Raw genomic sequence first — 25,984 nt, 5'->3', positions numbered from 1 at the left:
GAGCGCGCTCGAGGTTCTAACGTCGAGCGCGACACAAGGAGGGCTCACCCATGAGCATGGAAGTCACGGCGTGGAACGCGATGTACAACGCGATGCACGCCGAGAGCGACCGACGCCCGTTCTCGCGCGCAACAATGCGCAGGATCGGCGCATTCGCGCGGCCACATCGGCGCAACATCATCGCGTACTTGATCCTGAGTGTGCTCATCGCAGCACTCGGGGTGGCGACACCGGTCCTCGCCGGCCGTGTCATCGACGCGATCGTCGACAACGCAGCGCTGTCGGTCATCGTATGGCTGGCGGTCATCATTGCCGCGATCGCGCTGGTCGAGGCAGGTCTGGGCATCGTCAATCGGTGGCTGTCGTCCAGCATCGGTGAAGACCTGATTCTCGATCTGCGCACAACGGTCTTCGATCATGTGCAGCGCATGCCGATCGCGTTCTTCACCCGCACTCGCACCGGTGCGCTGGTCTCGCGACTGAACAACGACGTGATAGGTGCGCAGCGCGCGTTCAGCGACACGCTGTCGGGTGTCGCCGGAAACGTCGTCACGCTGGTGATCACTCTTGTCGTCATGTTCGGCATCTCGTGGCAGATCACCCTGCTGGCGCTGCTGCTGTTGCCGATCTTCATCATTCCCGCACGCACGATGGGCGCGAAGCTCGCTCAGCTGAGCCGCGAAGCGGCCAACCACAATTCGGTGATGAACACACAGATGACCGAGCGATTCTCGGCACCCGGCGCGACGCTGGTCAAGCTGTTCGGACGCCCCGCCCACGAATCGTCCGAGTTCGCGGTGCGCGCACGACGCGTCCGCAACATCGGTGTTCGCACCGCGATGCTCCAGACCGTGTTCGTGACCGCCCTGACGCTCGTCTCTGCGCTCGCGCTCGCACTGGTCTACGGACTCGGCGGCTTCTACGCGCTACGTGGACAGCTCGATCCGGGTTCGGTCGTGGCGATGGCGATGTTGCTCACCCGCCTGTACTCTCCCCTGACCGCGCTGGCCAGCGCGCGGATGGACGTGATGAGTGCGCTGGTGAGCTTCGAGCGGGTCTTCGAAATCCTCGACCTCACACCACTGATCCGCGAGATCCCCGACGCGGAACCCGTTCCGGACGGCCCGGTCGCAGTGGAGGTGCGCGATGTGGGTTTCGCCTATCCGTCGGCCGACAAGGTGTCGCTCGCATCGCTCGAGGAGGTCGCGGTGCTCGACTCGCGCGGCGGCGAGACGGTGCTGCACGACGTGTCGTTCCGCGTCGAGCCGGGCGAGATGGTCGCACTCGTCGGATCCTCGGGAGCGGGGAAATCCACTATTGCGCAGCTGATTCCGCGGTTGTACGACGTCGATACGGGAACCGTACTGCTCAGCGACACGGACGTGCGAACCTTGACTGCGGATTCGATACGGGAGACGGTCGGCCTCGTGACGCAGGACGGCCACCTGTTCCACGACACGGTTCGCGGGAATCTGCTGCTGGCCCGGCCCGAGGCCACCGAGGAGCAGGTATGGGACGCACTGCGCCGCGCCCGGCTCGACGAACTCATCCGGAGCCTGCCGAGTGGTCTCGACACGGTCGTCGGCGAACGCGGCTACCGCCTGTCGGGTGGTGAGCGTCAGCGATTGACCATCGCGCGTCTGCTGCTGGCACAACCGCGTGTGGTGATCCTCGACGAAGCGACCGCGCATCTGGATTCGACGTCCGAAGCCGCCGTGCAGGAAGCACTCACCGAGGCACTCGCAGGGCGCACATCGGTCGTGATCGCGCACCGCTTGTCGACGATTCGGGCGGCCGATCAGATTCTCGTGGTCGAGGCCGGGCGCATCGTCGAACGCGGCGGGCACCAGGAGTTGCTCGCGGCCGGAGGACGCTACGCCGAGCTGTATCGCACCCAATTCGCAGATTCCGGACCGAAGTCGTCCGCGAATGCGCCGATACTTCAGGCATGACGACACAGACCGACCGAGAAACCGAACTGCTGCTGACGATCCTCGCAAACCAGTTCGCCGGACTACGCCGATCGTTGTCCGGTCTGACAGCGGAACAGGCGCGCAGTATCCCGAGCGCGTCGGCGATGAGCTTGGCGGCGCTGCTCAACCACCTGATCGACGGTCTCGAAGCGACCATCAACCGGATCTCCGGTGAGCAGAGCCGCACCTCCGACCCGGTCGCCGCGTGGATGGCCGGATGGGAGGTCGACGACGAAGAGTCCGTCGCCGACCAGGTCGCGCGCCTCGATGCCACAGCCGGTCGTTTCGCGGCGAGGCTGCGCGCGGAACCCGACCTCGACCGCGTCGTCGACATTCCCGCGGGGGCCGCAGTCTGGCTCGATCAGGGCGTGCCGTTCACCGTGCGGTTCCTGGTCCTGCACCAAGTCGAGGAGTGGGCCCGGCATGCCGGCCACGCCGACATCATCCGGGAATCGATCGACGGCGCCACCGCCGATGTTCTGGCGGAGGCGCCGTGATCGATACCCTGTGAACGACTTTCAGTCGCGATAGCCGCCGCGACCACCGCGGTCGCTGCGATCACTCCGGTGAGTGAAGTCGCCGCTGCTGCCGTAGTCCTTGCGGCCACCGCGACGATCGCCACCGCGGTCTCCGCGGTCGCCTCCGCGTCGGTCTCCACCTCGACGATCGCCACCGCGATCACCGCCGCCGCGGTACGACGAGGGACGTCCGCCCGGTGCACCGGCGTCGCGCTGAAGCTGGATCAGCACACCGGAGATCCGGGTGGCGCGCAGCGCCTCGAGGGCCTGCTGCGGCAGGTCCTTGGGGAGCTCGACGAGACTGTGGTCGGCGCGGATGCTGATATGCCCGAAGTCGCCGCGGCGCAGGCCGCCTTCGTTGGCGATCGCACCGACGATCGCGCCCGGCTGCACGCGATGGCGCTTGCCCACCGCGATGCGGTAGGTCGCCATCTCCTGGCCGTCGCGACCGACCTTCGGCCCGTCGTCGAAACGGCGGGGCGGACGCTCGCGGGGTTCACGCTCGCGGCGAGCCGGGGCGACGGGCTCCGGCTGTTCCTCCATGAGGAACGAATCGCCATCGCGCGACAGCACGGCCAGCGCGGCCGCGATGTCGGCGAGCGGAACATCGTGTTCGCGCTCGTAGTCCTCGATGAACGTGCGGAACAGTTGCAGGTGCTCGGATGTCAGCGCCTCGGTGATCGAGTCGTTGAACTTGGCCACACGCTGTGCGTTGACATCGTCGACGCTGGGTAGCTGGATCTCGGTGACCGGCTGGCGGGTGGCCCGTTCGATCGCCTTGAGCAGGTGCCGCTCGCGCGGCGCCACGAACAGCAGTGCGTCGCCGCTGCGTCCCGCGCGACCGGTCCGGCCGATGCGGTGCACATACGACTCGGTGTCGTGGGGGATGTCGTAGTTGACGACGTGGCTGATGCGTTCCACGTCGAGTCCGCGGGCCGCGACGTCGGTCGCGACCAGAATGTCGAGCGCTCCGCTCTTGAGCTGACCGATGGTCCGCTCACGTTGCGCCTGCACGATGTCGCCGTTGATGGCCGCGGCGGAGAAGCCTCGGGCACGGAGCCGTTCTGCCAGATCTTCGGTGGCCTGCTTCGTTCGAACGAAGATGATCATCGCCTCGAACGACTCGACCTCGAGGATCCGCGTCAACGCATCGAGCTTGCGCTGGTGCGACACGAGCACCCAGCGCTGGGTGGTGTTGGAGGAGGTCGTGGTCTTCGACTTGACCGTGATCTCCTGCGGGTTGTTCAGGTACTGCTTCGACAGCCGGCGAATTGCGCCGGGCATCGTCGCCGAGAACAACGCGACCTGCTTGGTGTCGGGGGTGTCGGCAAGGATCCGCTCGACATCTTCCTGGAAGCCCATCGTGAGCATCTCGTCGGCCTCGTCGAGGACGAGGAACTCGAGCTCCGAGATGTCGAGGGTGCCCTTGGAAAGGTGATCGATCACACGTCCGGGAGTGCCGACGATGACCTGAGCACCGCGGCGCAGCCCGGAGAGCTGGACACCGTAGGCCTGACCGCCGTAGATGGGCAACACATGCAGGCCCGGGATGTGCGACGAATACTTACCGAAAGCCTCCGCGACCTGCAGCGCGAGTTCTCGGGTGGGCGCAAGCACGAGCGCCTGGGGCCGCTTCTTCGAGGTGTCGATCCGGGAGAGGATGGGCACTGCGAACGCGGCAGTCTTGCCGGTGCCGGTCTGAGCGAGACCGACGACGTCCCGACCCTCCAGCAGTGGTGGGATGGTTGCCGCCTGGATCGGCGACGGGGACTCATAACCCACGTCCGAAAGAGCCTTCAGCACACGGTCGTCGATGTCGAGATCGGCAAACGTGAGGGATGCGGTCTCCTGGTCGGGGGCGTCTTGAATTTCACTCATTTGACCAGCAGTTTATCGGATCGCTCGGCGATTCCGCGCCACACCCACGCAAGAGTGTGCCGAAACACGCCCCGAACAGTCGTGTGTCGGCACTCATGAGTCCCCTCGATCTGCGACTCTACCCGCTGGTAGAACAAGTGGAGCGCGCCCACCGTCGCCGCTCGGAAACAGCACCGCGCCGAGAGAGAAGAGTCGCCATCGTGTCGGATTCGATCGCCGTCCCCACCCACTGGTACAACATCGCCGGGGATCTACCGGTTGCTCCGCCGCCGCACCTGCACCCTGGCACCCGGGAACCGATCGCTGCGGACGACCTCGCTCCGCTGTTCGCCTCCGGCCTGATCGAGCAGGAGCTTTCGACCGAGACGGACATCGAGATCCCCGAGCCGATCCGCGAGGTGTACGGAACGTACCGTACGACCCCGCTGATCCGCGCCCGATCGTTCGAGAAGGCACTCGCCACACCCGCCCGCATCTACGTCAAGTACGAAGGTGTGAGCCCGGTCGGTAGCCACAAGGTCAACTCGGCGGTCGCGCAGGCCTACTACAACTCCATCGACGGCGTCGCGAAGCTGACGACGGAGACGGGTGCCGGCCAGTGGGGCTCGGCCCTCGCGTTCGCATGCGCCAAGTTCGGCATCGACCTCGAGGTGTGGCAGGTGCGCGCGTCGTACGATTCGAAGCCTTACCGCCGGTTCCTCATCGAGACATACGGCGGCACCGTACACCCGAGTCCGTCCGAGCTGACCGAAGCGGGACGCAAGGTCCTCGCGGAACTGCCGGACACGCCCGGTTCCCTCGGCATCGCAGTGTCCGAGGCGGTCGAGGTCGCCATCGGGGACGCCGCCGCCCGCTACACGCTCGGGAGCGTGCTCAACCACGTCGTGCTGCACCAGACGGTCATCGGCCTCGAGGCGGTCGACCAACTCCGTGCTGCAGGTGAGACGCAGGCCGACGTCGTGTTCGGTTGCGCCGGGGGTGGCTCCAACCTCGCCGGTCTGGCGTTTCCGTTCATCCGGGAGGTCCTCCGCGACCGCGCTGACACCCGCATCGTCGCGGTCGAGCCCGCGGCCTGCCCGTCCATCACCCAGGGTGAGTACCGCTACGACCACGGCGACATCGTGGGTCTGACCCCGCTGCTGAAGATGCACACGCTGGGCCAGGACTTCATCCCGGATCCGATCCACGCGGGCGGGCTGCGGTACCACGGAATGGCTCCGCTGCTCAGCCACACCGTCGAACTCGGTTACGTCCGCGGGCAGGCCGTCGAACAGACCGACGCCTTCGCGGCCGCCGTGACCTTCGCCCGCGCCGAAGGCATCGTTCCCGCGCCCGAGTCGTCGCACGCGATCGCCGCGGCCGCCGAGTACGCGCGCAGCCTGTCCGAGCCCGAGGTCATCGTGATCGGTCTGTCCGGGCACGGCCAGCTCGACCTCCCGGCGTATCACTCCTATCTGTCCGGCGAGCTGGGCTGATTTCATCCCGCGCCGAGTCCATACTGGGGTAGTGCGGCGGTACTCCTCGCGTGAAGAGGCCGGTCGGCGGCTCGCCCGCTCGGTCGAGCATCTCCGTGGAGCGGACAACGTCGTTCTCGCGTTGCCCCGCGGTGGGCTTCCGGTGGCCCGCGAAGTCGCCCGCGCTCTCGGTGCTCCGCTCGATGTCCTCGTCGTCCGCAAGCTCGGGGTGCCCTGGCATCCCGAGCTTGCGATGGGCGCGATCGCCGAGGGCGGCATCCGGGTTCTCAACGACGAGGTGATCCGGATCTCCAGGATCGGCGCCGAGTCCATCGAACACGTTCAGGCACACGAGCAGGTCGAGCTGGAACGTCGTGGCGCCCTGCTGCGTTCCGGTCGCGAACGTGTCGCACTGAGCGGGCGCACCGCCGTGATCGTCGACGACGGGATGGCAACCGGGGCGACCGCAGCGGTCGCATGCCTGGCCGCACGCGCTGCCGGTGCCACGCGAGTGGTGCTCGCGGTTCCGATCGCCTCCCCCGAGGCCTCGAGCCGGGTCGCTCGGGATGCGGACGAAGTGATCTGCCCGTGGACACCCCCGGGCTACGACTCCGTAGGGGCGGCCTATTCCGACTTCCATCAGCTGAGCGACGACGAAGCCGCAGGCATCCTGCGCGACAGGCATCCTGCGCGACAGCACGTAAGAGCGTCGAGCGACCCCTCAAGCTACCTGCGGGTAGCTTTCGTGTCGCAGATCACGCACAATGGACCCTGAAACTTCCCAAAACCGGCAGCCCGGGTGGTGCGGAAGCGAACGCTTTGTGATGCAATGCACACCGCAAGTTTCAAAAAGATGGAGGGGTCACAGATGGGTGAGATTGCCGTTCCGCAGTCGTTCGCGATTCCGGACGACGTGTCGATGGCAGATTCGGTGTTCCGGCACGAAAAGGAGTCTCCCGACTTCGTGCCATTCGAACGCCTCATCGACGGCGAGTGGGTACCGGTCACGGCAGTCCAGTTCGCCGCCGAGGTCCGCGCCGTGGCGAAGGGCCTGATGGCATCCGGGGTCGAGCTGGGCGACCGCGTCGCGATCCTCTCGAGCACCCGCTACGAATGGGTTCTGCTGGACTACGCGATCTGGACCGCAGGCGGTGCCACGGTCGCGATCTACGAGACCTCCGCGGCCGACCAGTCGAAGTGGATCCTCGAGGACTCGGGAACATCCCTTCTCATCGTCGAGAACACCGAGCAGGCCGACATCGTCCGTGAGGTCGCCGAGGCCGCACCGACCGTGCGCGAGCTCCTGCAGATCGATCCGGCCTCGGGCGCCAAGGGTGCAATCGAGGAACTCACCGCACGCGGCGCGGCGGTCACCGACGAGCAGGTCGAGGAACGCCGCAACCAGGTGAATGCGGAATCCGCCGCCACCCTCATCTACACCTCGGGCACCACCGGCCGGCCCAAGGGCGTGCAGCTCAAGCATCGCCACTTCTACGCCGAGTCCACCGCCGCCCAGCTGGGGCTACCCGACTCGATGGAGGCCGGTCAGCGCACGCTGCTGTTCCTGCCACTCGCTCACGTGTTCGCCCGGCTCATCTCCTTCGCGTCGTTCGATCACAAGGTCACTGTGGGTCACACCTCGGATCTGACCACCCTGCTCGACCAGTTCGCCGCGTTCAAGCCCAACTTCATCCTCTCGGTTCCGCGCGTGTTCGAGAAGGTCTACAACTCCGCCAAGCAGAAGGCGTACGACGGCGGCAAGGGCAAGATCTTCGACAAGGCAGCCGACACCGCGATCGAGTACAGCAAGGCACTCGAAGCGGGCGGTCCGGGCCTCGTTCTCAAGGCCAAGCACGCGCTGTTCGACAAGCTCGTCTACGGTAAGCTGCGCGATGCTCTCGGCGGAAACGCGACCCGGGCCGTGTCGGGCGGCGCTGCACTCGGTGCGCGTCTCGGTCACTTCTTCCGCGGTATCGGAGTGACGGTGTACGAAGGCTACGGTCTCACCGAGACCACCGGCGGCATCGTCATGAACACCCCGGAGAATCAGAAGGTCGGCACCGTCGGGCGTCCCCTCAACGGGCACACCGCGAAGATCGCCGAGGACGGCGAACTGCTTCTCAAGGGTCCTGTGGTGTTCGACGGCTACTGGCAGAACGACGCGGCCACCGCCGACTCGATCCGCGACGGCTGGTTCCACACCGGCGACATCGGAACGATCGACGCCGAGGGGTTCATCGCGATCACCGGACGTAAGAAGGAACTGCTCGTCACCGCCGGCGGCAAGAACGTCGCGCCCGCGATCCTCGAGGATTCCCTGCGTGCGCATCCGCTGATCAGCCAGGTCCTCGTCGTCGGCGATGCGAAGCCGTTCATCGGTGCGCTCATCACCATCGACGCGGAAACCCTCCCGGGCTGGCTCGAGCGCCACAGTCTGCCCGCGGACAGCACGATCGCAGATCTGATCAAGAACCCCGACCTGATCGCGGAGATCGATTCGGCCGTGGCAGCCACGAACGCCAAGGTGTCGAAGGCCGAGGCCATCAAGAAGTACCGCATCCTCGAGACCGACTTCTCGATCGAGACCGGCGAGCTCACCCCGACGCTCAAGCTCAAGCGCAACATCATCCACGACAAGCACGGGGCGGCTATCGAGGCGCTCTACTCCTGACCCGTCTGCCCTGTCCCGAGCACCACTGAGCGAAAGTGCCGTTCACTCGCCTGGTCGAGATGAACGGCACTTTCGCTCGCTCAGGGAAGCGGTCGGCGTCGGGCGGTGACCTCGAGGACGAATTCTGCGATGTCCCGGGTGACTGCACGATGGACCGGCTCGTGGAGCAGATCGTGCCCCGCATCGGGGTACTCGTCGAGCTGCAGGTTCGGTACCTCCGCGGCCCACGCCCGCACCGGTTCCACGGGGGCGAGCCGATCATCGATTCCGTGCACGGCAAGGACGGGCAGGCGGGATTCCGCCAGTGCCCGAGCGAACTCGGGGCGTGTCGCCGATCGCGGGGTCCCACACAGAACCGCGGCCCCGAAACGGTCGGTGTCGGTGCGCAGGAGCGCGAGCGCAGACGCTGCTCCGAGCGAATGCCCCATCAGCACAAGCGGGACCCCCGCGTCCTCCGCGATCGCGGTCAACGCGGACAGATCGGCCGCGTGGGACTCGACGGACCCGGGGGCATCGGGTTCGCCCTCCGACAATCCGTGCCCGGCCAGGTCGATGCCCCACAGTGCGATACCGCGAGCGCCGAGACCCGCGGCGAATCGGTGGTAATTGCCGGTGTGCTGCCTGATGCCGTGGGCGAAGACGACCCCGACCGAAGTCGCGTCGGTGTTCCAGCTGCGGTAGTGGATGCGGCCTGCGGCCCCGTCGAAGAACGGCATGGGTGCATTATCCGCTCACCGCCACCGAGCGTTCACCAGCAGTGCCCTTCACCTCGGTAGGTGGGAACGGCAGTGCGAGCACCGGCCTCGACGACGTGGATCTGCGCGAATCTCTCGCACAGCTCCCCCGCCTTCGCATGTCTGAACCACACACGTCCACCGATCGGGACATCCGAAGCGGCTCGGCCGCGCACCGGGGTCTGCACCTCCCCCGCTCCCTCGTTGCGCAGAAGCTTCAGTCCTGCGGGCCGGACCGGCCGGGGAACACGGGCCGCACCCGGCGGTCCCGACGCGATGTACCCGCCGCCGAACAGAGTGGTGATCGACGGCGCGGGTTTGCGCACTGCGGACAACGCGAAGAACAACGAAGGATTCGGCGTGAACGAGTCGTAGGCGTCGAACAAGGTCGGTACGTACAGCCCCGATCCGGCGGTGACCTCGGTGACCACCGGATCGGACGCACTCACCTCGAGTGATCCGGTGCCGCCGCTGTTGACGATCTCGAGGTCGCCGACCACGGCGCGGACCGCGTCGACCACGTCGCCGCGCCGTGTCGCGAGTTCCCGCGCCGATATTCTCTTGACCATCCGCACGGGCAGCGACGAGTCGGGCAGGCCCGCGATCTGCGCCTCGTAGAACATGATTCCGACGACGTCGAAACTGCCCGCCACAGCGAGCCTCGCGAGTTCGGCCGCTCGATCAGGGGTGCGCAGCGGTGACCGCCGCACCCCCAGGTGGATCGGTCCGACACGCAGTGACGCATCGACGTCGAGACACACGCGTGGGCGAACAGTTCCGGTGCCCAAGGCATTTCGGATCAGATCCAGCTGCGCGGGCGCATCGACCATCAGGGTCACCGACCCGAGCGCGACAGGGTCGGCAGCGAGTTCCGCGAGGCCCCCGCGGTCGACGGTGGGATACCCGAGCAAGATGTCGCGTGCACCGCGCCCGACGAGCCAGAGCGCCTCACGCAACGAATACGCCATGATGCCGCGGAACCCGCCCTGCGCGGTGAGACCGGAACCGAGCACCTCCTCGAGCACGGTTCGGCAGCGCACCGACTTACTCGCGACCCGGACGGGGGTGCCCGACGCACGATGGACGAGATCGTCCGCATTGGACCGCAATGTCGTCAGGTCCAATGCCGCGAAGGGTGGATCCAGATCCGACGTCGCTGCATCGATGCGGTCGAGAACAGCCGTGTTGCCGGGTACAGCCGTGTTGCCGGGTACAGCAGTGCTCAAGGGTGATCCCATCGGTGCGAGGGTGAGTGTGGTGCAGGGGTGAGTGTCAGGGTTTCCCGATGGCACGGGATGCGATGATCGCTGCCATGTCGTCGAGTTCGCTGACGATCGAATCACTTTCCCGGTCGACGAGCCAGCGCAGCGTCAGTCCGTCGATGAGCGCGAGCGCGATGCGCGCCACACATTCGATCGGCTCCGTCCACGTCGTTCCGGTCTGTTCGGCACACGCCGTCAGGAACGCGTGCGCCTGTTCGTCCATGATGCGGTACTGCTGCAGGGCTATGTCACCACCGAGCGCGGCCTCATTGCGGTGACGAAGCGAGTAGGTGGTGATCTCGTAGGTGAGGAGTTGACGTCCGGCGGTGGCCTCGATCGACGGCCACGCAGCACTGAGCCCTTTGAACAACAGTTCTCGCAGACCGCGAACGCCCTGCGGCGCGGGCTCGTCGTGGGGGATGTCGAACGCCGTGCGCATGGTGTCGGCGAGCTGCTGAATCAACGCCTCTGCCATCGCGACGACGAGGGCTTCCTTGCTGTCGAAACAGTAGTGCACCACCCCCAACGACACTCCGGCGTTCTCCGCAACTGCCCGGACGGTGACCGCGCCGACGCCACCGCCTTCGGCGAGTTCCAGTGCAGATTCGACGAGTTGGGTTCGACGCTCGTCCGCAGGTAACCGGTTCGACATGTCCCGATGGTAGTTCGCGACGGGGTCAGAAGCGGTGTATTGACCTGAACGCGTGTCCAGGTCGATCATGTGGGAATGGCGACGTGGCACAACTGGGCGCGAAACGAGCACTCGAGCCCCCGACGATTCGACACACCGGAAAGCACGGGCGAACTCGCAACAGTGGTCGCGCGCGCCGCCGAACAGGGCCGACACGTCAAGGCCGTCGGCGCGGGCCATTCGTTCACCGGCGTCGCCGTCACCGACGGAGTTCTGCTCTCACTCGACCGGATGACGGGGATCGAGACCGTGTTGCCCACGGCGACCGGTGCACTCGTGAGCGTGCAGGCGGGGACGCGCCTGCACGACCTGAGCGACCAACTGTGGGCACTCGGTCTCGCGCTACCCAACCTCGGCGACATCGACGTCCAGTCCGTCGCCGGAGCGATTTCCACCGGAACCCACGGAACCGGAGCGGGTTTCACCGGCCTCGCAGCACAGGTTCGTGCAGTGACGACGGTGCTCGCCGACGGATCGGTCGTCGAGTGCTCCCCCGACCACGAACCCGAACTGTTCGAGGTCTCGCGGCTCGGGGTGGGCGCCTTCGGCGTTCTCTCGAGCGTGACGTTCGACTGCGTCTCCGCATTCCGGCTGCGCGCCCACGAGGCGCCGGCCTCGCTGAGTGACACACTCGACGGCCTCGACGACCGGCTCCGCGCCGACCATTTCGAGTTCTACTGGTTCCCCCACACCGAGGGCGTGCTCACCAAGACCAACACCCGGCTGCCCGGTGCCGCGCCGGTCGACCCCGTCGGTCGGATTCGGGGATTCGTCGACGACGAGATCCTCTCCAACGGCGTGTTCAATGCGTTCCAGCACCTGGGCACCCGGGTGCCCGCATTGATCCCCGGACTCAACTCAGTGTCGTCGCGTGCGCTGTCGGAACGCACGTACACCGATCGCAGCCACCGTGTGTTCGCGTCGAAGCGGCGTGTGCGGTTCAAGGAGATGGAGTACGCGATACCGGTAGACGCGCTACCCACGGTCCTGGGCGAGATCGCGACATGGCTGAGCCGCTCCGACGTGCGGATCGGATTCCCGATCGAGGTGCGATTCGCAGCCGCGGACGATGTCTGGTTGTCAACCGCCCACGGACGCGACACCGCCTATGTGGCGGTACACCAGTTCCACCGGGGCGAGCATCGCGAGTACTTCTCGGCAGTCGAGGCCATCGCACGGTCCGTCGGCGGACGCCCACACTGGGGAAAGCTCCATGGCCTCACCGCCGCCGAACTGAGCACGGCGTATCCCCGATTCGACGACGTCCTCGCGGTGCGCAACCGTGTCGATCCACGGCGCGTGTTCGACAACGCCTACCTGCAGCGCGTACTCGGCGAGTAAGGGTCCGGATCGGATTCAGAGGAAGGCAGCGCGCATCGAATTGTGGGCCAGGACCTGTCTTTCCTCATCGGTCAATCCCAGCTGTTCGCGCAGCGCGGAGAACGTATCGTCCACATAGCCGCCGAAGTACGCGGGGTCGTCGGAGTTCACGCTCACCGACAACCCGGCCGCGAGCATGCGGCGCAACGGATGATCTGCAAGCGTATCGACCACTCGCAACCGGACATTCGACAACGGGCACGCCGTCAACGGAATCTGTTCGTCCACCAGCCGTGCGACGAGTTCCGGATCTTCGAGGGACCGGATGCCGTGGTCGATGCGCTCGGCGCCGAGTAGATCCAGTGCCTGCCGGACATACTCCGGAGGTCCCTCCTCCCCCGCGTGCGCCGTGATGTGCAAACCCTCTGCGCGGGCACGGGCGAACACATCCTCGAACAGCGACGGCGGGTATCCGACCTCCGCCGAGTCGAGTCCGAGGGCGATGATCGGGGCCTGCATCTTCATCAGACCGGTGAAGGTGTCGTTCGCTTCGGCCACGGGACGATCACGCACGATCGACGCGATCATCGCGGCGTCGATGCCGTACTCGCTGCGCGCACCGGCGGCGGCATCCGCGAGACCGTCGACGACCTCACGCAACTCCACTCCGCGAGCCGTGTGGGCCTGCGGATCGAAGAAGAATTCGGCCCGCGTGATTCCGGCCTGCGCCGCCCTCGCGAAGTACGCGCGGGCGAGGTCGGCGAAATCCTCTGCCGTGCGCAGGACTTCCATGTTGGCGTAGTAGAGGTCGAGGAACGACGCGAGGTCACCGAACTCGTATCGGCCACGCAGATCATCGAGGTCCCGGTATGGAAGCTCGATGCGATTGCGTTCCGCGAGGGCGAAGATCAGCTCGGGTTCGAAGGTTCCTTCGATGTGCACATGCAGTTCCGCCAAGCCGTGCTCGTGCAGCACCGCGCCTTCCTCGACCATTGATCCATCGCCTTCCGGACGGGTGTGTGCCTCTCCGCGAATGCCAGTGCACCCTCACGCGGCTCCGGAAAAGAATACCTGACCTGCGAAAGCGCACTGGGTCACAAAACACCGCGGAAAGCAGTCGTACGTCACGACACCCGCACTGCGACAGGATTGACGAAGCCGGCGGCGTCGATGGATACCTGGTCGCCGGTACGAAACCAGCCGTCGTCGAACATCTCTGCAGTCGCCGCCGGATTGTTCCAATAGCCGCGGGCGACGCTCGGCCCGCGGCACAGCAGTTCGCCCCGCCCTTCCTCGGCCTCCGGGCCGAGCAAGGCGACCTCGATCCCACCGAAAGGCACGCCGACACTGCGCGGATGTCTGCGGCGATGCTCGGACGGAAGCAGAAGACCGATCCCTCCGGTCTCGGCCACACCCCAACCTCGGATGCAACGCGAGGCGGGAAACGACGCTCGAAGGTGCCGCCACGGCACTCGTGTCCCTCGTGCGCCCGCCGCGACGACGGTTCCTCCGAACGCGAGGGTCGGGAGCAGCTGCACGCTGCAACCCACCGCCGTGCACAGCGGTGCGGTGATCACGGTGCGGCCGGGTTCGTTCACCAGATCCATGGCGTGCCCGACGGCCTCGATCGTCGACAGGACGTTCGTGTTGGTCAGTTCCACGCCGCGCAGGTCACCGCCATAGCCTCGGACGTAGTAGAGCAGCGCCAATTCGTCGGGTGAGGCACCGCCATCGAGGAACGGAACTCCTTCGGGGAGGGGACCGTCGAGAATGAGCACGGCACCACTGTCGAAGGCCATCCAGTCGATTTCGGTGTCGCTGCAGGTGGGATCAGGCAGAACCGGCACGCCTCCGGCGAGTACGACCCCGAGGAACGCATGCAGCCATTCGAAGCCGTTCCGGTGATGCACCAGGACGCGGTCGGCCGGGCCGACGCCCTGGTCGAGGAGCCCTCCCGCAACTTTCGCCGCTTCGGTCCACAGGTCACGATAGGTGACCGCGCGACCGCCCCCGTCGACCGCAGCGACACGGTTCGAGTACCGCAATGCACTGCGATCGAGCAGTTCCGCCAGGCACGGTTCGAGATCGTCGTAGTGCAGAATCCCGCCGCAGCGATGCATGACGCGCTCACCCTGCAGCCAACCCGCTCCCACGGAAACTCCGACGACCGCCAGCGACATCGCCACCTCCCAACGCCGTCCGTGCTTGCACTATATGGTGTGGGTCACATTCTGGCCGGAGAACTGCGTTCCGAGGTGCGCCGGTTTTCCGGCTGCTGGGGGGCGCGCGAAGCACACCGACGCGACGAACCCCACTGTCAATGCTGCCGCCGGCAGCCACATCGAGTGCGCCATCGCCGCCGCATATGCCTCGCGTATCGGTCCGGGCAGTTCACCGACAGGGTTCTGCGACACACCGTTTCCGAGTCCGCGTCCCGACAGCGACGCTGCCATCACGGCCGCGATCGCCGCGCTGCCGAGGACCGCGCCCAGCTGCCGGGTGGCGTTGTAGACACCCGAACCGGCACCCGCCAGCCGGAGATCGAGGTTGCGAGTGGCAGTCGTCGACAGCGTCGACCAGATGCCCGCCGACGCGAATCCGGTCAATCCGATCGGCAACAGCAACTGCCATATGCTCGCGTCCGGCGTCATCGCCAGTGAGAGCCACACGAACGCGACGGCCAGGAGCGCGAAACCGGGGCCCGCGACATATCGCGGATGCACCCGATCGACGAGGCTGCCGACGAACGGCGCGAGCCCACCGCTCAACACCGCCATCGGGACCATGAGGAGCGCCGACTCGGTGGGACCGAGCCCGCGGACATCCTGCGCGTAGAACATCAGCGGAAGCATGAAAGCGGTGATCGCGAAGCCGATCGACGCGATCCCGATGTTGGCGAGCGCGAAGTTCCGGTCGCGGAACAGTGTCGGCGGCACCAGCCGTTCACCCCGCCCCCGCGCCTGGCACCACACGAAGATCACAAGGAACACGACGCCGATGACGATGCTCGCCCACACGTCGGACGACCACGGGTACTCGTCGGCCCCCTGCAGCCCGAACACCAGAAAGAACATACCCACGCCGCTGAGGACCACCCCCGGGACATCGAATCGGTGGGCCTGCGTCGGGAGGACGGGCACGAATCGCAAGGCCAGCACGACACCGGCCAGTCCGATCGGAACGTTGACGAAGAAAATCCATTCCCAGCCGAGCCTGTCGACGAGCACCCCACCCGCGAGTGGCCCGACGAGAGTTGCGACCCCTCCGACCGCGCCCCAGAGCCCCATCGCCCGGCCGCGCCGGTCGGGCGGAAACACGCGGGTGATCACCGCCATGGTCTGCGGAGACATCAGTGCAGCCCCGAGCCCTTGCAGCACACGCGCCGCTATGAGCGCCTCGATCGTCGATGACATTCCGCACCACAACGACGCGACGGTGAACACCACCAGGCCCGACAGGTAGAGCCGGCGCTGACCGAATCTGTCGCCGAGGCGACCGGTGATCAGCAACGGCACCGCGTACGCAAGCAGATAGGCGCTGGTGACCCACACGACGCTCTCGATATCGGCGTCCAGGGCACGCATGATCGCCGGGTTCGCCACCGACACGATCGTGCTGTCGACCAGAATCATGAAGAAGCCCAAGCACAACGCACCGAGCACGGCCCAATGAGAATCAGGTGCGGGCGGCTCTGCTCCTGATCCCACTGCACGTCCCCCTCCGCGGTCTGCGGGATACGGTATCCGCGTGGACCCCCATCTCTCGAGCATCGCGGCCCTCGCGTGGTGTCGCGAACTCGGCCTCGCCGACGACGCACTCTCCTCCGGCGGACTCGTGACGAAGGTGGCCGACACGCTCAGCACGGTCCGAGTGCTCGACGTCGGCGATACCGTCGCGGTGGTGGGCCCTGCCCCCGCCGTCTCTGCCGTAGCAGCACTGTCGACGCGTTCGGACGAAGGCGCGGTACGCGCTGCGGCCGGCGGCTTCGCCGCTCGCACCGAGGTGCTCTGCCTGTGCCCGGAGTGGACGGATGCGGTACGGCTGAAGGATCCGTTGATCTCGCACGACACCGCAGACCTGGCCGAACTGGTACGACGCTGCCCACCCGACGACAGCAGCGAGGTGGGCGCGGATGTGCCCGATCGGGCATTCGTCCTGCTCGACGACGACCACCAGCCGCTTGCCGTTGCGGGCTACCGCGAACTCCAGTCGCTTCTCGCGGACGTGCGGGTGCTGACGACACCGGAGAATCGGCGCCTCGGGCTGGGCGCCACCGTCGCGACGCTGTGCACGCACGACGCGCTCGACGCCGGGCTGATCCCCCAGTGGCGGGCCCGCCGCGACAATCTCTCGGCGCGGGGGCTGGCCGCGGTGTGTGGGTACGTCGAGTGGGGAACTCTCATCACAGTGCGTACGTCGGCCGGGTAGCCGACTCGGGCCGGTGACCAATTCGATTCGAGGGAGCCTCATGAGCAGCAAAGCCACAGACACGACAGGCACGGCAGACCAGGCGAGCTACGTCGAGCCGGGTGCCGAATTCACCCGCGACACGAACTACATCTCGACGCGGATCACCTCCGACGGCCGCGACGGATACCCGGTCGAAGCGGGGCGCTACCGTCTCGTCGCAGCACGTGCCTGCCCGTGGGCAAACCGCACGTTGATCGTGCGACGGCTGCTCGGTCTCGAGGACGCACTGTCGCTGGGGCTGTGCGGTCCGACGCACGACCAGCGCAGCTGGACCTTCGACCTCGACCCCGGTGGCGTCGACCCGGTGCTGGGCATCGAACGCCTCCAGGACGCGTACTTCGCGCGGCAGCCCGAATATCCCCGGGGCATCACGGTGCCGGCCATCGTCGACGTGCCGACGGGGAAGGTCGTGACCAACGACTACGCGCAGATCACGCTGGACTTCTCGACCGAATGGACCGCGTTCCACCGCGACGGTGCACCGGACCTGTATCCGGAGTCGCTGCGGAGCGAGATCGACGAGGTCGCTGATCTTGTGTATCGCGATGTCAACAACGGCGTCTACCGGTGCGGATTCGCCGGTTCACAGGACAAGTACGACGTCGCATTCGACCGGTTGTTCGCTCGGCTCGATTGGCTCGAGGACCGGCTCACCCAGCAGCGCTATCTGGTGGGCGACACGATCACCGAGGCCGACGTCCGGTTGTTCACAACCCTCGCGCGATTCGATCCTGTCTATCACGGCCATTTCAAATGCAACCGGAATCCGCTCACCGCGTTCCCGGCGCTGTGGGGCTACGCGCGCGACCTGTTCCAGACACCCGGATTCGGCGATACGACCGATTTCGTGCAGATCAAACAGCACTACTACATCGTGCACACCGACGTGAATCCCACGCAGATCGTGCCGAAGGGCCCTGACCTGTCGGGCTGGGTGACGCCGCACGGCCGGGAAGAACTCGGTGGCCGGCCGTTCGGCGACGGCACCCCTCCGCCCCCGCCGCGCGCGGAGGAGACGGTGCCGTCCGATCACACTCCGCTGTGAATCTCACTCACCGGTGAATCTCACTCACCGAATCCGTGCCCTGCATAGGTACCGATGCTCCAGTACACCCCCTGCGGGTCACGACACGAGAAACCGTGTGAGCCGTAGTCCTCGTCGCGGAGTTCCACGGTGATGGTCGCGGCGGAGGCGCGGACCCTTTCGTAGAGGGCATCGGCGAGTGTGTTGTCGGGAACGACGAGGTACACCGATCCCGAGTCGGCGTGCTGATCGAGTGGGGTGTCGCGTCCGGCGGAGCCGAGCATGACTCCACCGCCGTACGGCCACGTCAGTTCTGCGTGGTCCACGGTGTCGCCGTCCCCGTAACAGGCGGATTCTGTGAATCCGAGAGTCTCGACGAGAAAGCGGATGGCGCCCCGGGCGTCGGTATATGCCAGGCACGGCCATACGTTCGGGGCGTGGTTGTCGGTGCTGATGCGTTCCGGATTTGCTGCTGTGCTGGACATGGGACAAGCGTCCTCGGATCAGGCGTCGGAGTCTTGGACGAATGGGAACACCTCGTCCTGTCTCCAGCGCGACGGCGGCACGCCCGCGAACTCACGCCACTCGCGGGCGAGGTGGGACTGGTCGTAGAACCCGCATTGCACTGCCACCTCCGACAGCCGCGCTGCGGGCCTGCGCAACATCGCCTTCGACCGGTCGAATCTGGCGATGCGCGCGGATTCCTTGGGTGTGATCCCGAGTTCCGCGGTGAAGCGGGCGGTCAGGTAGCGGCGACTCCACCCGAGGTCGTCGGCCACGTCGCGCACTGCGGTGCCGGGTCGGGCGACGAGCTGCTGCCATGCGTGCGCCACACGCGCATCCATCTGCGCGGTATCGCGGGCCTCGAGCAGTCGCCGGGTGAGGACGCCATCGAGGACCGCGAACCGTTCCTGCCACCCGGGTGTCGCGGCGATCCGCTCGAGCAGTTCCTGCGCGTCGGGACCCAGCAGGTCGTCGAGTTCGACCACCCACGCACCGAGCGCGGATGTCGGAACCCCGAGGAGGGCACGGGCTCCCGCCGGCGTCAGCGCGAGCTGGATACCGTGCTGGTTGCCGTCGTGCGCGATCGTCACCGCCGACGTCGTCAGTCCACTCGCCAATGCGGTGAACCGACCCGGTTGCTGGCCGGGCGCGGCCGCCCTGGTGATGTCGACGGGTCGGTCGAGGCTGAGGACGACGGTGAGATCCGGCGACGACAAGCCCAGATGCTGCCCCGGTGGGAAACCCGTCAGCCGATATCCTTCGTACCAACGCACGTAAGGTTGCAGCAACGGCGCGGGCCGCTGCCGGGCGCCGTCGGAAATGCCGACAACAGTTGACGACCGGGCCACAATCACCAGCGTAACCACCGGCGGACACACGACAAGGATCGAAATGAGCGAAAAGTCCCGCGCCGTCGACAAGAACGGTGAGCCCATCAAGGGTGGCGCGATCGAACGCGCACTCATCACGCTGCTCGACAACGGCAGCCGGCTGCAGGGCCCCGCGGTCGCGAAGTACGTCGAGAGGCTGCGTCGCGCGCATCCCGACGAGTCGCCCGCGCAGATCATCACGCGGCTCGAGAAGCAGTTCCTCACCACCATCACGGGAAGTGGTGCCGCAGCAGGCGCCACCGCGGCCTTCCCCGGCGTCGGCACCATCGCTGCCATCGGTGCGATCGGCGCCGAGTCGGTGTTCTTCCTCGAAGCATCGGCGCTGCTCACGCTCGCTGTCGCGTCAGTGTACGGAATCGAACCCCACGACCACAACCAGCGGCGCGCGCTCGTGCTCGCGATCGCGCTCGGGGATTCCGGCAAGGAGATCGTCGCGGCCGCCACCGGAACGTCACTGAAGAACTGGCCGAAGGCCCTGACGGGCCAGGTCGGTACAAAGCAGCTCAAGCTGATGAACAACACACTCGTGAAGAAGTTCGTCCGGAAGTACGCGGCCAGGCGGGGGGCACTTCTGCTCGGCAAGCTCGTACCTGCAGGTATCGGGGCTGCGATCGGTGGTGCCGGCAACCGGACGATCGGCAAGCGCACGATCATCAACGCGCGCGAGGCATTCGGAGCGCCTCCCACGACGTGGCCTGCCGAGCAGAGCGCGCTGCTGCCGTCCCGCCCCACGTCGGCTTCGGAAGCCTGAGGTACGGGCCGCGACCCTGCCTGCACGTATGCTCGCGGCGACACAACAGCGAGAGGCAACCGGGGGAACATTTCTGTGACAGCACCGTCAGCGAACACTCCGCACGGGCAGCCGCATTTCACGGCACCGGCAAGTGGCCCCCCTCCCGGGATTGCAGTGGACGGCCTGACCAAGACGTTCCGCAATGTCACCGCGGTGTCGAACCTGAGCTTCACCGTGCCTCGGGGTTCGATCACCGGGTTTCTCGGCCCGAACGGGTCGGGCAAGACGACGACGCTGAGCATGTTGACGGGGCTGGTACGACCCACAGCCGGCGCGGCCTATATCGACGGTGTGCCGTTCACCCGGCTCGAACAGCCCGCTCAGGTCGTGGGTGCGGTGCTCGACGCACACAGCGCACATCCGAAGCACACCGCAGCCACACATCTGAAGGCATACTGCGCGGCGATGGGTGTGCCGGACGATCGGGCCACCCGGATGCTCGACCTCGTGGGACTGACCTCCGTGGCGCGTCGACGGGTCGGCGAGTTCTCGCTCGGTATGCGTCAGCGACTCGCGTTGGCGACCGCGCTGCTCGGCCAACCGCGCTACCTCGTCCTCGACGAACCTGCCAACGGTCTCGATCCCGAGGGAATGGCGTGGCTTCGCGACTTCCTCGTGACGTTCGCGAGAAACGGCGGCACCGTCCTGATCTCGAGTCACATCCTCCGGGAGGTCGAGCAGATGGCCGACCACCTCGTGATCATCAGCCGCGGAGCGCTCGTGATGCAGACCAGCATGGCGGATCTGCGCAACGCCTACCGTTCGCGCGTGCTCGTCGCGGTATCCGATCCCGTAAAGCTGGCGACGGCACTTGCGGCGAGCGGTTTCACCGATGCGCAGATCCAGCCCGACGGCCGGCTGGCCGTCGTGGGCGTCGAACCCGATCGAATTGCCGCACTGGCGGGTGAACACGGCATCACGCTGTTCGGCACGAGCATCGAGCATGTCGACCTCGAACAGGTCTTCCTCGCTATGACGGCCGGCCAGTACACGGCGGCACCGCAGAGCTTCGGCGCGCCCCAGAACACCCCGAGCTTTCCGGGCCAACCAAACTACCCTGGCCAACCGAACTTCCAGCAACCGCCGACCGGATCCGGGGGACACTCGTGACCGCACTCCTGACAGCTGAGTTCCGCAAGGTGCTCGGTCTGCGATTCTGGTGGATCCTGGGTATCGCACCGCTGGTGGTGGGGTTGTTCTGCGGGGCACTGACGCTCCCGGTGATGCGTCAGGTCGAGGACGTCCTCGGGCCCGGCTTCGCCGAGGCTGCGGCCGCAGCGGTGGGCATCTCGTTCACGCTTGCCCTGGTGTTCCTGTTCGCCGGGCTGTTCGGGGTCGTCAATTCCGGTGGTGAATACCAGCACCGCACCATCATCACCACTTTCCTCACCACCCGCGGACGCGATCTGGTGATCGCCTCCAAGTACACGACCGCGGCGTTGTTCGGACTGCTGTACTGCGTGATCGCCGAGGTCGTGTCGGCTCTGACAATCCTCATGTTCGGTGGTGGATTCTCGGGCGCCGACCTCGGCAGTATCGCGGGCGTCCTCGGCGCCGGTCTGCTCTGCGCGGTGCTGTGGGCGCTCATCGGTTCCGGTCTGGCACTGTTCACCGGCTCGATGGTGGGCAGCGTTCTCGCGATCTGCGCGTGGGTTCCGTTCGGGGAGCTGACCGTCTCCCTCGTGCTCCACGGCATGGGTCTCGGTGGCGTCGCGCAGTTCCTGCCTGCCCAGATCACCTGGTACACGCTGTTCGGTGTCGTGGACCTGTCCGGCGAGGCCGAGATGCCGGTGTCGTGGCCGCTTGCCCCGCTCGTCCTGATCTTCTGGACCGCGTTGGTCTGCGGGCTCGGATGGTGGCGGACCCGCAGTCGCGATCTCACCTGAGCGCTGCTGTCGTAGCCCGGCGCTACTGTCGGAGGAAATGCCACACGACACACACGATCAAGGTTGGGTCCGTCGCCTCGGCGCGGAATGCATGCGCCACCGCAGAACGGCGATCGGCGCACTCGCACTCACGGCGATCGCCGCCCTGATAGATATCGCATTCCCGCTGCTCACCAAGATCGCACTCGACAGCGCTACAGGTGAGGCCACCGAATTCACCTCTGTCCCGAACGTGATCGGGCTCGCGGCCGCGGCAATAGCGGTGGGCGCGGCCGTCCGGTTCGGATGCCAGTACGGTCGTCGGATGCTGGCGGGCAGGCTCTCGCTGGACGTCCAGCACGACCTTCGATTACGCCTGCTCGGATCGCTGCAACGCCTCGACGGCCACGGTCAGGATCGAATCCGCACCGGACAGGTGGTGTCGCGCTCGATCACGGATCTACAGCTCATCCAAGGTCTGCTCGCGATGGTCCCTATGTCGGCGGGCGCATTGCTGCAGCTCGCGCTGGCTCTGGTGATCATGACGTCCCTCTCGCCGCTGCTGACGCTGATCGCCGTCGCCACCGTGCCCGTCATCGTGACCATCGTCCGGGTGGTCCGCCCCAAGGTCTTCGCCGCGACGTGGTCGGCGCAGCAGCGGGCCGCCGACCTCGCGCAGCACGTCGAGGAAACCGTCACCGGTGTCCGGGTGGTCAAGGGCTTCGGCCAGGAGGACCGCGCCGTCGACCAGCTCGAGGACCACGGCCGGATCCTGTACTCCGAGCGCATGCGGGCGGCCCGGATCAACGCACGGTTCGCCGCGCCGATGGGTGCGATCCCGCAGCTCGGTCTGGTCGCGACGATCGCGCTCGGCGGCTGGCTCACCTTGAACGGCACGATCACCGTCGGCACCTTCGTCGCGTTCACCGCGTACGTCGCGACGATGAGCGCAACGACCCGCACGCTGGCTCAGGTCGTGATCATGGCGCAGCTGTCACGCGCCGCGGTCGAGCGGGTGTACGAGGTGATCGACACCGAGCCCGACGTCGCTGATCCTGCGCATCCCGTACCGCTTCCCGACGGACCGCTCGGACTCGCGTTCCGCAATGTGACCTTCGGTTTCGACGAAGGCCGCGATGTGATCGACGGGATGGACCTCGAGGTGCTGCCCGGTGAGACCGTCGCGATCGTCGGTCCTGCAGGCTCGGGCAAGACCGCCCTGTCGCTGCTCGCACCGCGCTTCTACACCCCGTCGGCGGGCGCGGTGTGCCTGACATCCGACGGCCGCGACATCGATGTGACCTCGCTGCGCGCCGACCGGCTGCGCGAAGCGGTGAGCCTCGTGTTCGACGAGCCGTTCCTGTTCTCCGACACCATCGCGTCGAATATCGCGCTGGGCCGGCACGACGCCACCGATGAGGAGATCCGCGCCGCCGCCGTCGCAGCACGTGCCGACGAGTTCATCGAGTCCTTGCCCGACGGGTACGACACCGTCGTCGGCGAACGCGGCCTCACACTCTCGGGTGGGCAACGGCAACGAGTCGCGCTGGCCCGCGCGCTGCTGCTCAGTCCCAGAGTGCTGCTCCTCGACGATGCGACATCCGCGGTGGATGCCGAGACGGAGGCCGCGATCTACGCCGCGCTCCGCGCGCAGCCCGACCGCACCACCCTGGTGCTCGCACACCGCCGGTCGACACTGACGCTCGCCGACCGTGTCGCGGTACTCGACGGCGGCACGATCGTCGACATCGGGACCGTCGACGAACTCGATCGGCGCAGTCCTGTGTTCCGCCGCTTGTTGACGGGCGCATCACCCGATTCCCATTCCGAGCGACCAGCCCCCTCAGAACACTCCATATCGCCCCGGGAGGGCGCTTCGAACGGCCCGCACGCACTGTGGCCCGAGACCGAGACCCCATCCGACGACCATTCCCCGAGCAGGCCGGCGGCTCTCGCTCCCGTGAACCGCGGTCCCGGTGGTGGCCGTGGAGGGGCCGGGCCCATGAGCGGCGCGCTCGGCGCGGTGGCGCCCACCCCCGAACTGCGCGCAGCGGTCGCCGCGTTGCCACCTGCCACGGAGCAACCCGGCGCCGACCCCGACCTGCAGTCGCGTGCGTTGCGCCGACCCGACCCGCAGTTCCGGCTCCTGAGAACGCTGCGTCCGGTGCGCCGGCTGCTCGCCGCAGTGATGGTGTGTCTCGCGGTCGAGTCCGCGATCAACATCGCGTTTCCGTCGATCGTGCGGTTCGCCGTAGACCGGGGTGTGACCCCCGGCGACCCCGACATGCTGTGGTTCGCTGCGGCGATGGGCGTGGGACTCGCGCTGCTCGGGTGGGCCGCGGTGGCCGTCCTGACGGTGCTCACCGCCCGGGCCGGGGAACGAGTGCTGCTCGGATTGCGGGTGCGTAGCTACGCACACCTGCAGCGACTGGGCCTCGACTATTACGAGCGCGAACTGTCGGGCCGGATCATGACGCGGATGACGACCGACGTCGACGCACTGTCGCAGTTCATCCAGACGGGGTTGTCGACCGCGGTGGTCAGCGTACTGACTCTGCTGGGTATCTCCGTGGCGCTGCTGGCCACCGACGCCTCGCTCGCGGTGGTGGTCCTCGGTGTCATCCCGGTGTTGGTGGCGGCCACGCTGTGGTTCCGGAAGGTCTCGGGCGTGGCCTATGCGGTCTCGCGGGAACGGATCTCCCTGGTCAACGCCGATTTCCAGGAGAACATCACCGGATTGCGCGCAGCTCAGGCGTACCGCCGCGAGGAGACCTCCGCGCGCCGGTTTGCCGAACGTGCCGATGCGTACCGCCGCAGCCGCATGCGGTCGCAGCGGGCGATCTCCCTGTTCTTCCCGTTCATCACGTTCCTGTCGGATCTGGCATTGGCTGCTGTCGTGTTCGTGGGTGCCCGCGAGGTCTCGTCCGGCGCCACCACTGCCGGTGTCCTGATCGCGTTCGTCCTGTACCTGAATCTGTTGTTCGGTCCCATCCAGCAGTTGTCACAGGTGTTCGACGGCTATCAGCAGGCACGTGTCGGATTGCGCCGAATCGGCGACCTCCTGCGCACCGAGAGTTCGCTCGAGTCCGGACCGGCGGGCACCGTCGATGTGTCCGGGCACCTTCGCGGCGACGTTCGTCTCGAGGATGTCGGGTTCCGGTACAGCGGCGCCGACACCGATGCGCTCGCCGACGTCGACCTGAGCTTCCCTCCGGGATCGACGGTCGCGTTGGTGGGTCGCACGGGGGCCGGGAAGTCGACGATCGTCAAATTGCTCGCCCGCTTCTACGACCCGACGTCCGGTTCGGTGCGCGTCGACGGGACGGATCTGCGCGAGTATCGGCTACCCGAGTACCGCGGCAGGCTCGGTGTGGTGCCGCAGGAGGCGCACCTGTTCACCGGAACTGTGGCGAGCAACATCGCGTACGGCCGACCCGACGCGAGCCGGTCCGACATCGAATCCGCGGCTCGCACGGTGGGAGCACTCGGCATGATCGCCGGCCTCGGCGGAGGGATGCTTCATCCCGTCGGCGAGCGTGGTCAGGGTCTGTCGGCCGGTCAGCGTCAGTTGATCGCGTTGGCCCGGGCCGAACTCGTCGATCCTGACCTGCTGTTGCTCGACGAAGCGACGGCCACCCTCGATCCGGCCACCGAGCAGGCGGTGCTCGAGGCCGGCGCGTCGGTCTCGCGGTCGCGGACGGCGGTGATCGTCGCGCACCGGCTGGCCACCGCAGCTCGGGCCGACCTGGTCGTCGTGATCGAGGGAGGCCGGGTGGTCGAGCGTGGACCGCACGAGACGTTGCGTCGCGCGGGTGGCCTGTACACCACTTTGTGGCAACTCGCGACCGCGGGGCTGGTACCGGACGTCGAGGACGACACGCCGAAGCGGGACCCCGAACCGGTTGCGACCCCGCGCAGCTCGACTTTGTAACGGGGT

General features: G+C 66.9%; 21 protein-coding genes. 12 read left to right on the top strand and 9 right to left on the bottom strand.

The features are described from left to right. Positions 1 to 50 precede the first annotated feature (50 nt). Positions 51 to 1,952 (top strand): ABC transporter ATP-binding protein, encoded by a 1,902-nt coding sequence (locus EV641_RS09590; protein ID WP_132471617.1) that lies wholly within the window; start codon positions 51 to 53, stop codon positions 1,950 to 1,952. Beyond that, positions 1,949 to 2,470, top strand: a complete 522-nt coding sequence (locus EV641_RS09585) for a DUF664 domain-containing protein (protein WP_054718533.1) — start codon at positions 1,949 to 1,951, stop codon at positions 2,468 to 2,470. Before EV641_RS09590 ends, EV641_RS09585 begins: the two co-directional genes overlap by 4 nt. 21 nt (positions 2,471 to 2,491) lie before the next feature. Here EV641_RS09585 and EV641_RS09580 read toward each other — a convergent pair whose 3' ends face one another. Then, entirely contained in the window at positions 2,492 to 4,369 is a 1,878-nt protein-coding gene (locus EV641_RS09580) for a DEAD/DEAH box helicase (protein WP_132471616.1), read from the bottom strand. Positions 4,370 to 4,569: 200 nt separating this feature from the next. Here EV641_RS09580 and EV641_RS09575 point away from each other — a divergent pair, with 200 nt between their 5' ends. The 3 genes from EV641_RS09575 (at position 4,570) to EV641_RS09565 (ending at position 8,494) form a co-directional block, all read left to right on the top strand. Beyond that, a complete protein-coding gene (locus EV641_RS09575; RefSeq protein ID WP_132471615.1) occupies positions 4,570 to 5,844 on the top strand; it encodes a TrpB-like pyridoxal phosphate-dependent enzyme in 1,275 nt (424 codons plus the stop codon). A gap of 31 nt (positions 5,845 to 5,875) precedes the next feature. Continuing rightward, on the top strand, positions 5,876 to 6,598 hold the full coding sequence (locus EV641_RS09570) for a phosphoribosyltransferase family protein (protein WP_132471614.1): 723 nt from the start codon (positions 5,876 to 5,878) through the stop codon (positions 6,596 to 6,598). 93 nt (positions 6,599 to 6,691) lie between these two features. Further along, entirely contained in the window at positions 6,692 to 8,494 is a 1,803-nt protein-coding gene (locus tag EV641_RS09565; RefSeq protein WP_132471613.1) for a long-chain fatty acid--CoA ligase, read from the top strand. A gap of 80 nt (positions 8,495 to 8,574) precedes the next feature. Here EV641_RS09565 and EV641_RS09560 read toward each other — a convergent pair whose 3' ends face one another. Genes EV641_RS09560 through EV641_RS09550 form a run of 3 tightly spaced genes read right to left on the bottom strand, consistent with a single transcriptional unit; the run spans position 8,575 to position 11,142 of the window. Next, positions 8,575 to 9,210: an alpha/beta fold hydrolase gene (locus tag EV641_RS09560; RefSeq protein WP_054715318.1), complete on the bottom strand. Its 636-nt coding sequence runs from the start codon at positions 9,208 to 9,210 to the stop codon at positions 8,575 to 8,577. A gap of 32 nt (positions 9,211 to 9,242) precedes the next feature. Next, positions 9,243 to 10,466 carry an amino acid deaminase/aldolase gene (locus EV641_RS09555; RefSeq protein WP_132471612.1) on the bottom strand — a complete coding sequence of 408 codons (1,224 nt, stop codon included), beginning with the start codon at positions 10,464 to 10,466 and terminating at the stop codon, positions 9,243 to 9,245. A gap of 34 nt (positions 10,467 to 10,500) precedes the next feature. Continuing rightward, complete coding sequence (locus EV641_RS09550; protein ID WP_132471611.1) at positions 10,501 to 11,142, bottom strand: TetR/AcrR family transcriptional regulator; 642 nt, start codon at positions 11,140 to 11,142, stop codon at positions 10,501 to 10,503. A gap of 69 nt (positions 11,143 to 11,211) precedes the next feature. Here EV641_RS09550 and EV641_RS09545 point away from each other — a divergent pair, with 69 nt between their 5' ends. After that, a complete protein-coding gene (locus EV641_RS09545; protein ID WP_199233195.1) occupies positions 11,212 to 12,522 on the top strand; it encodes a D-arabinono-1,4-lactone oxidase in 1,311 nt (436 codons plus the stop codon). A gap of 15 nt (positions 12,523 to 12,537) precedes the next feature. On the opposite strand, the gene EV641_RS09540 is transcribed toward EV641_RS09545, so the two are convergent. From EV641_RS09540 to EV641_RS09530, 3 genes are all read right to left on the bottom strand, one after another. Next, on the bottom strand, positions 12,538 to 13,494 hold the full coding sequence (locus tag EV641_RS09540) for an adenosine deaminase (RefSeq protein ID WP_132471610.1): 957 nt from the start codon (positions 13,492 to 13,494) through the stop codon (positions 12,538 to 12,540). 131 nt (positions 13,495 to 13,625) lie between these two features. Next, entirely contained in the window at positions 13,626 to 14,681 is a 1,056-nt protein-coding gene (locus tag EV641_RS09535) for an AMP-binding protein (RefSeq protein ID WP_132471609.1), read from the bottom strand. A gap of 30 nt (positions 14,682 to 14,711) precedes the next feature. After that, the gene (locus tag EV641_RS09530) at positions 14,712 to 16,133 is read right to left on the bottom strand and encodes an MFS transporter (RefSeq protein ID WP_241997014.1); all 1,422 of its coding nucleotides are present in this window, start codon (positions 16,131 to 16,133) and stop codon (positions 14,712 to 14,714) included. A 115-nt stretch (positions 16,134 to 16,248) separates the two neighbouring features. Here EV641_RS09530 and EV641_RS09525 point away from each other — a divergent pair, with 115 nt between their 5' ends. Together EV641_RS09525 and EV641_RS09520 are read left to right on the top strand one after the other, a co-directional pair. After that, positions 16,249 to 16,929 carry a GNAT family N-acetyltransferase gene (locus tag EV641_RS09525; protein WP_132471607.1) on the top strand — a complete coding sequence of 227 codons (681 nt, stop codon included), beginning with the start codon at positions 16,249 to 16,251 and terminating at the stop codon, positions 16,927 to 16,929. A 40-nt stretch (positions 16,930 to 16,969) separates the two neighbouring features. Next, positions 16,970 to 18,016 carry a glutathione S-transferase C-terminal domain-containing protein gene (locus tag EV641_RS09520; RefSeq protein ID WP_132471606.1) on the top strand — a complete coding sequence of 349 codons (1,047 nt, stop codon included), beginning with the start codon at positions 16,970 to 16,972 and terminating at the stop codon, positions 18,014 to 18,016. Between the two features lie 20 nt (positions 18,017 to 18,036). On the opposite strand, the gene EV641_RS09515 is transcribed toward EV641_RS09520, so the two are convergent. Continuing rightward, positions 18,037 to 18,480, bottom strand: coding sequence for a VOC family protein (locus tag EV641_RS09515; RefSeq protein ID WP_132471605.1), 444 nt, complete (start codon positions 18,478 to 18,480; stop codon positions 18,037 to 18,039). 18 nt (positions 18,481 to 18,498) lie between these two features. Continuing rightward, entirely contained in the window at positions 18,499 to 19,353 is an 855-nt protein-coding gene (locus EV641_RS09510) for an AraC family transcriptional regulator (RefSeq protein ID WP_241997013.1), read from the bottom strand. A gap of 94 nt (positions 19,354 to 19,447) precedes the next feature. Between EV641_RS09510 and EV641_RS09505 the strand changes: the two genes are divergently transcribed. The 4 genes from EV641_RS09505 to EV641_RS09490 all read left to right on the top strand — a co-directional run bounded on the left by EV641_RS09505 (position 19,448) and on the right by EV641_RS09490 (position 25,978). Next, positions 19,448 to 20,140 (top strand): hypothetical protein, encoded by a 693-nt coding sequence (locus tag EV641_RS09505; protein ID WP_132471663.1) that lies wholly within the window; start codon positions 19,448 to 19,450, stop codon positions 20,138 to 20,140. A gap of 150 nt (positions 20,141 to 20,290) precedes the next feature. Next, the gene (locus EV641_RS09500) at positions 20,291 to 21,292 is read left to right on the top strand and encodes an ATP-binding cassette domain-containing protein (RefSeq protein ID WP_199233200.1); all 1,002 of its coding nucleotides are present in this window, start codon (positions 20,291 to 20,293) and stop codon (positions 21,290 to 21,292) included. Next, positions 21,289 to 22,068, top strand: coding sequence for an ABC transporter permease (locus EV641_RS09495; RefSeq protein WP_132471602.1), 780 nt, complete (start codon positions 21,289 to 21,291; stop codon positions 22,066 to 22,068). The genes EV641_RS09500 and EV641_RS09495 overlap by 4 nt, the downstream gene beginning before the upstream one ends. A gap of 37 nt (positions 22,069 to 22,105) precedes the next feature. Next, a complete protein-coding gene (locus EV641_RS09490; protein ID WP_132471601.1) occupies positions 22,106 to 25,978 on the top strand; it encodes an ABC transporter ATP-binding protein in 3,873 nt (1,290 codons plus the stop codon). The last annotated feature ends 6 nt before the right edge of the window (positions 25,979 to 25,984 follow it).

It is taken from the genome of Rhodococcus sp. SMB37, from assembly GCF_004345605.1.
In the GTDB taxonomy this organism is placed as follows: Bacteria; Actinomycetota; Actinomycetes; order Mycobacteriales; family Mycobacteriaceae; genus Rhodococcus.
This window is presented reverse-complemented; position numbering and strand designations above follow the sequence as displayed.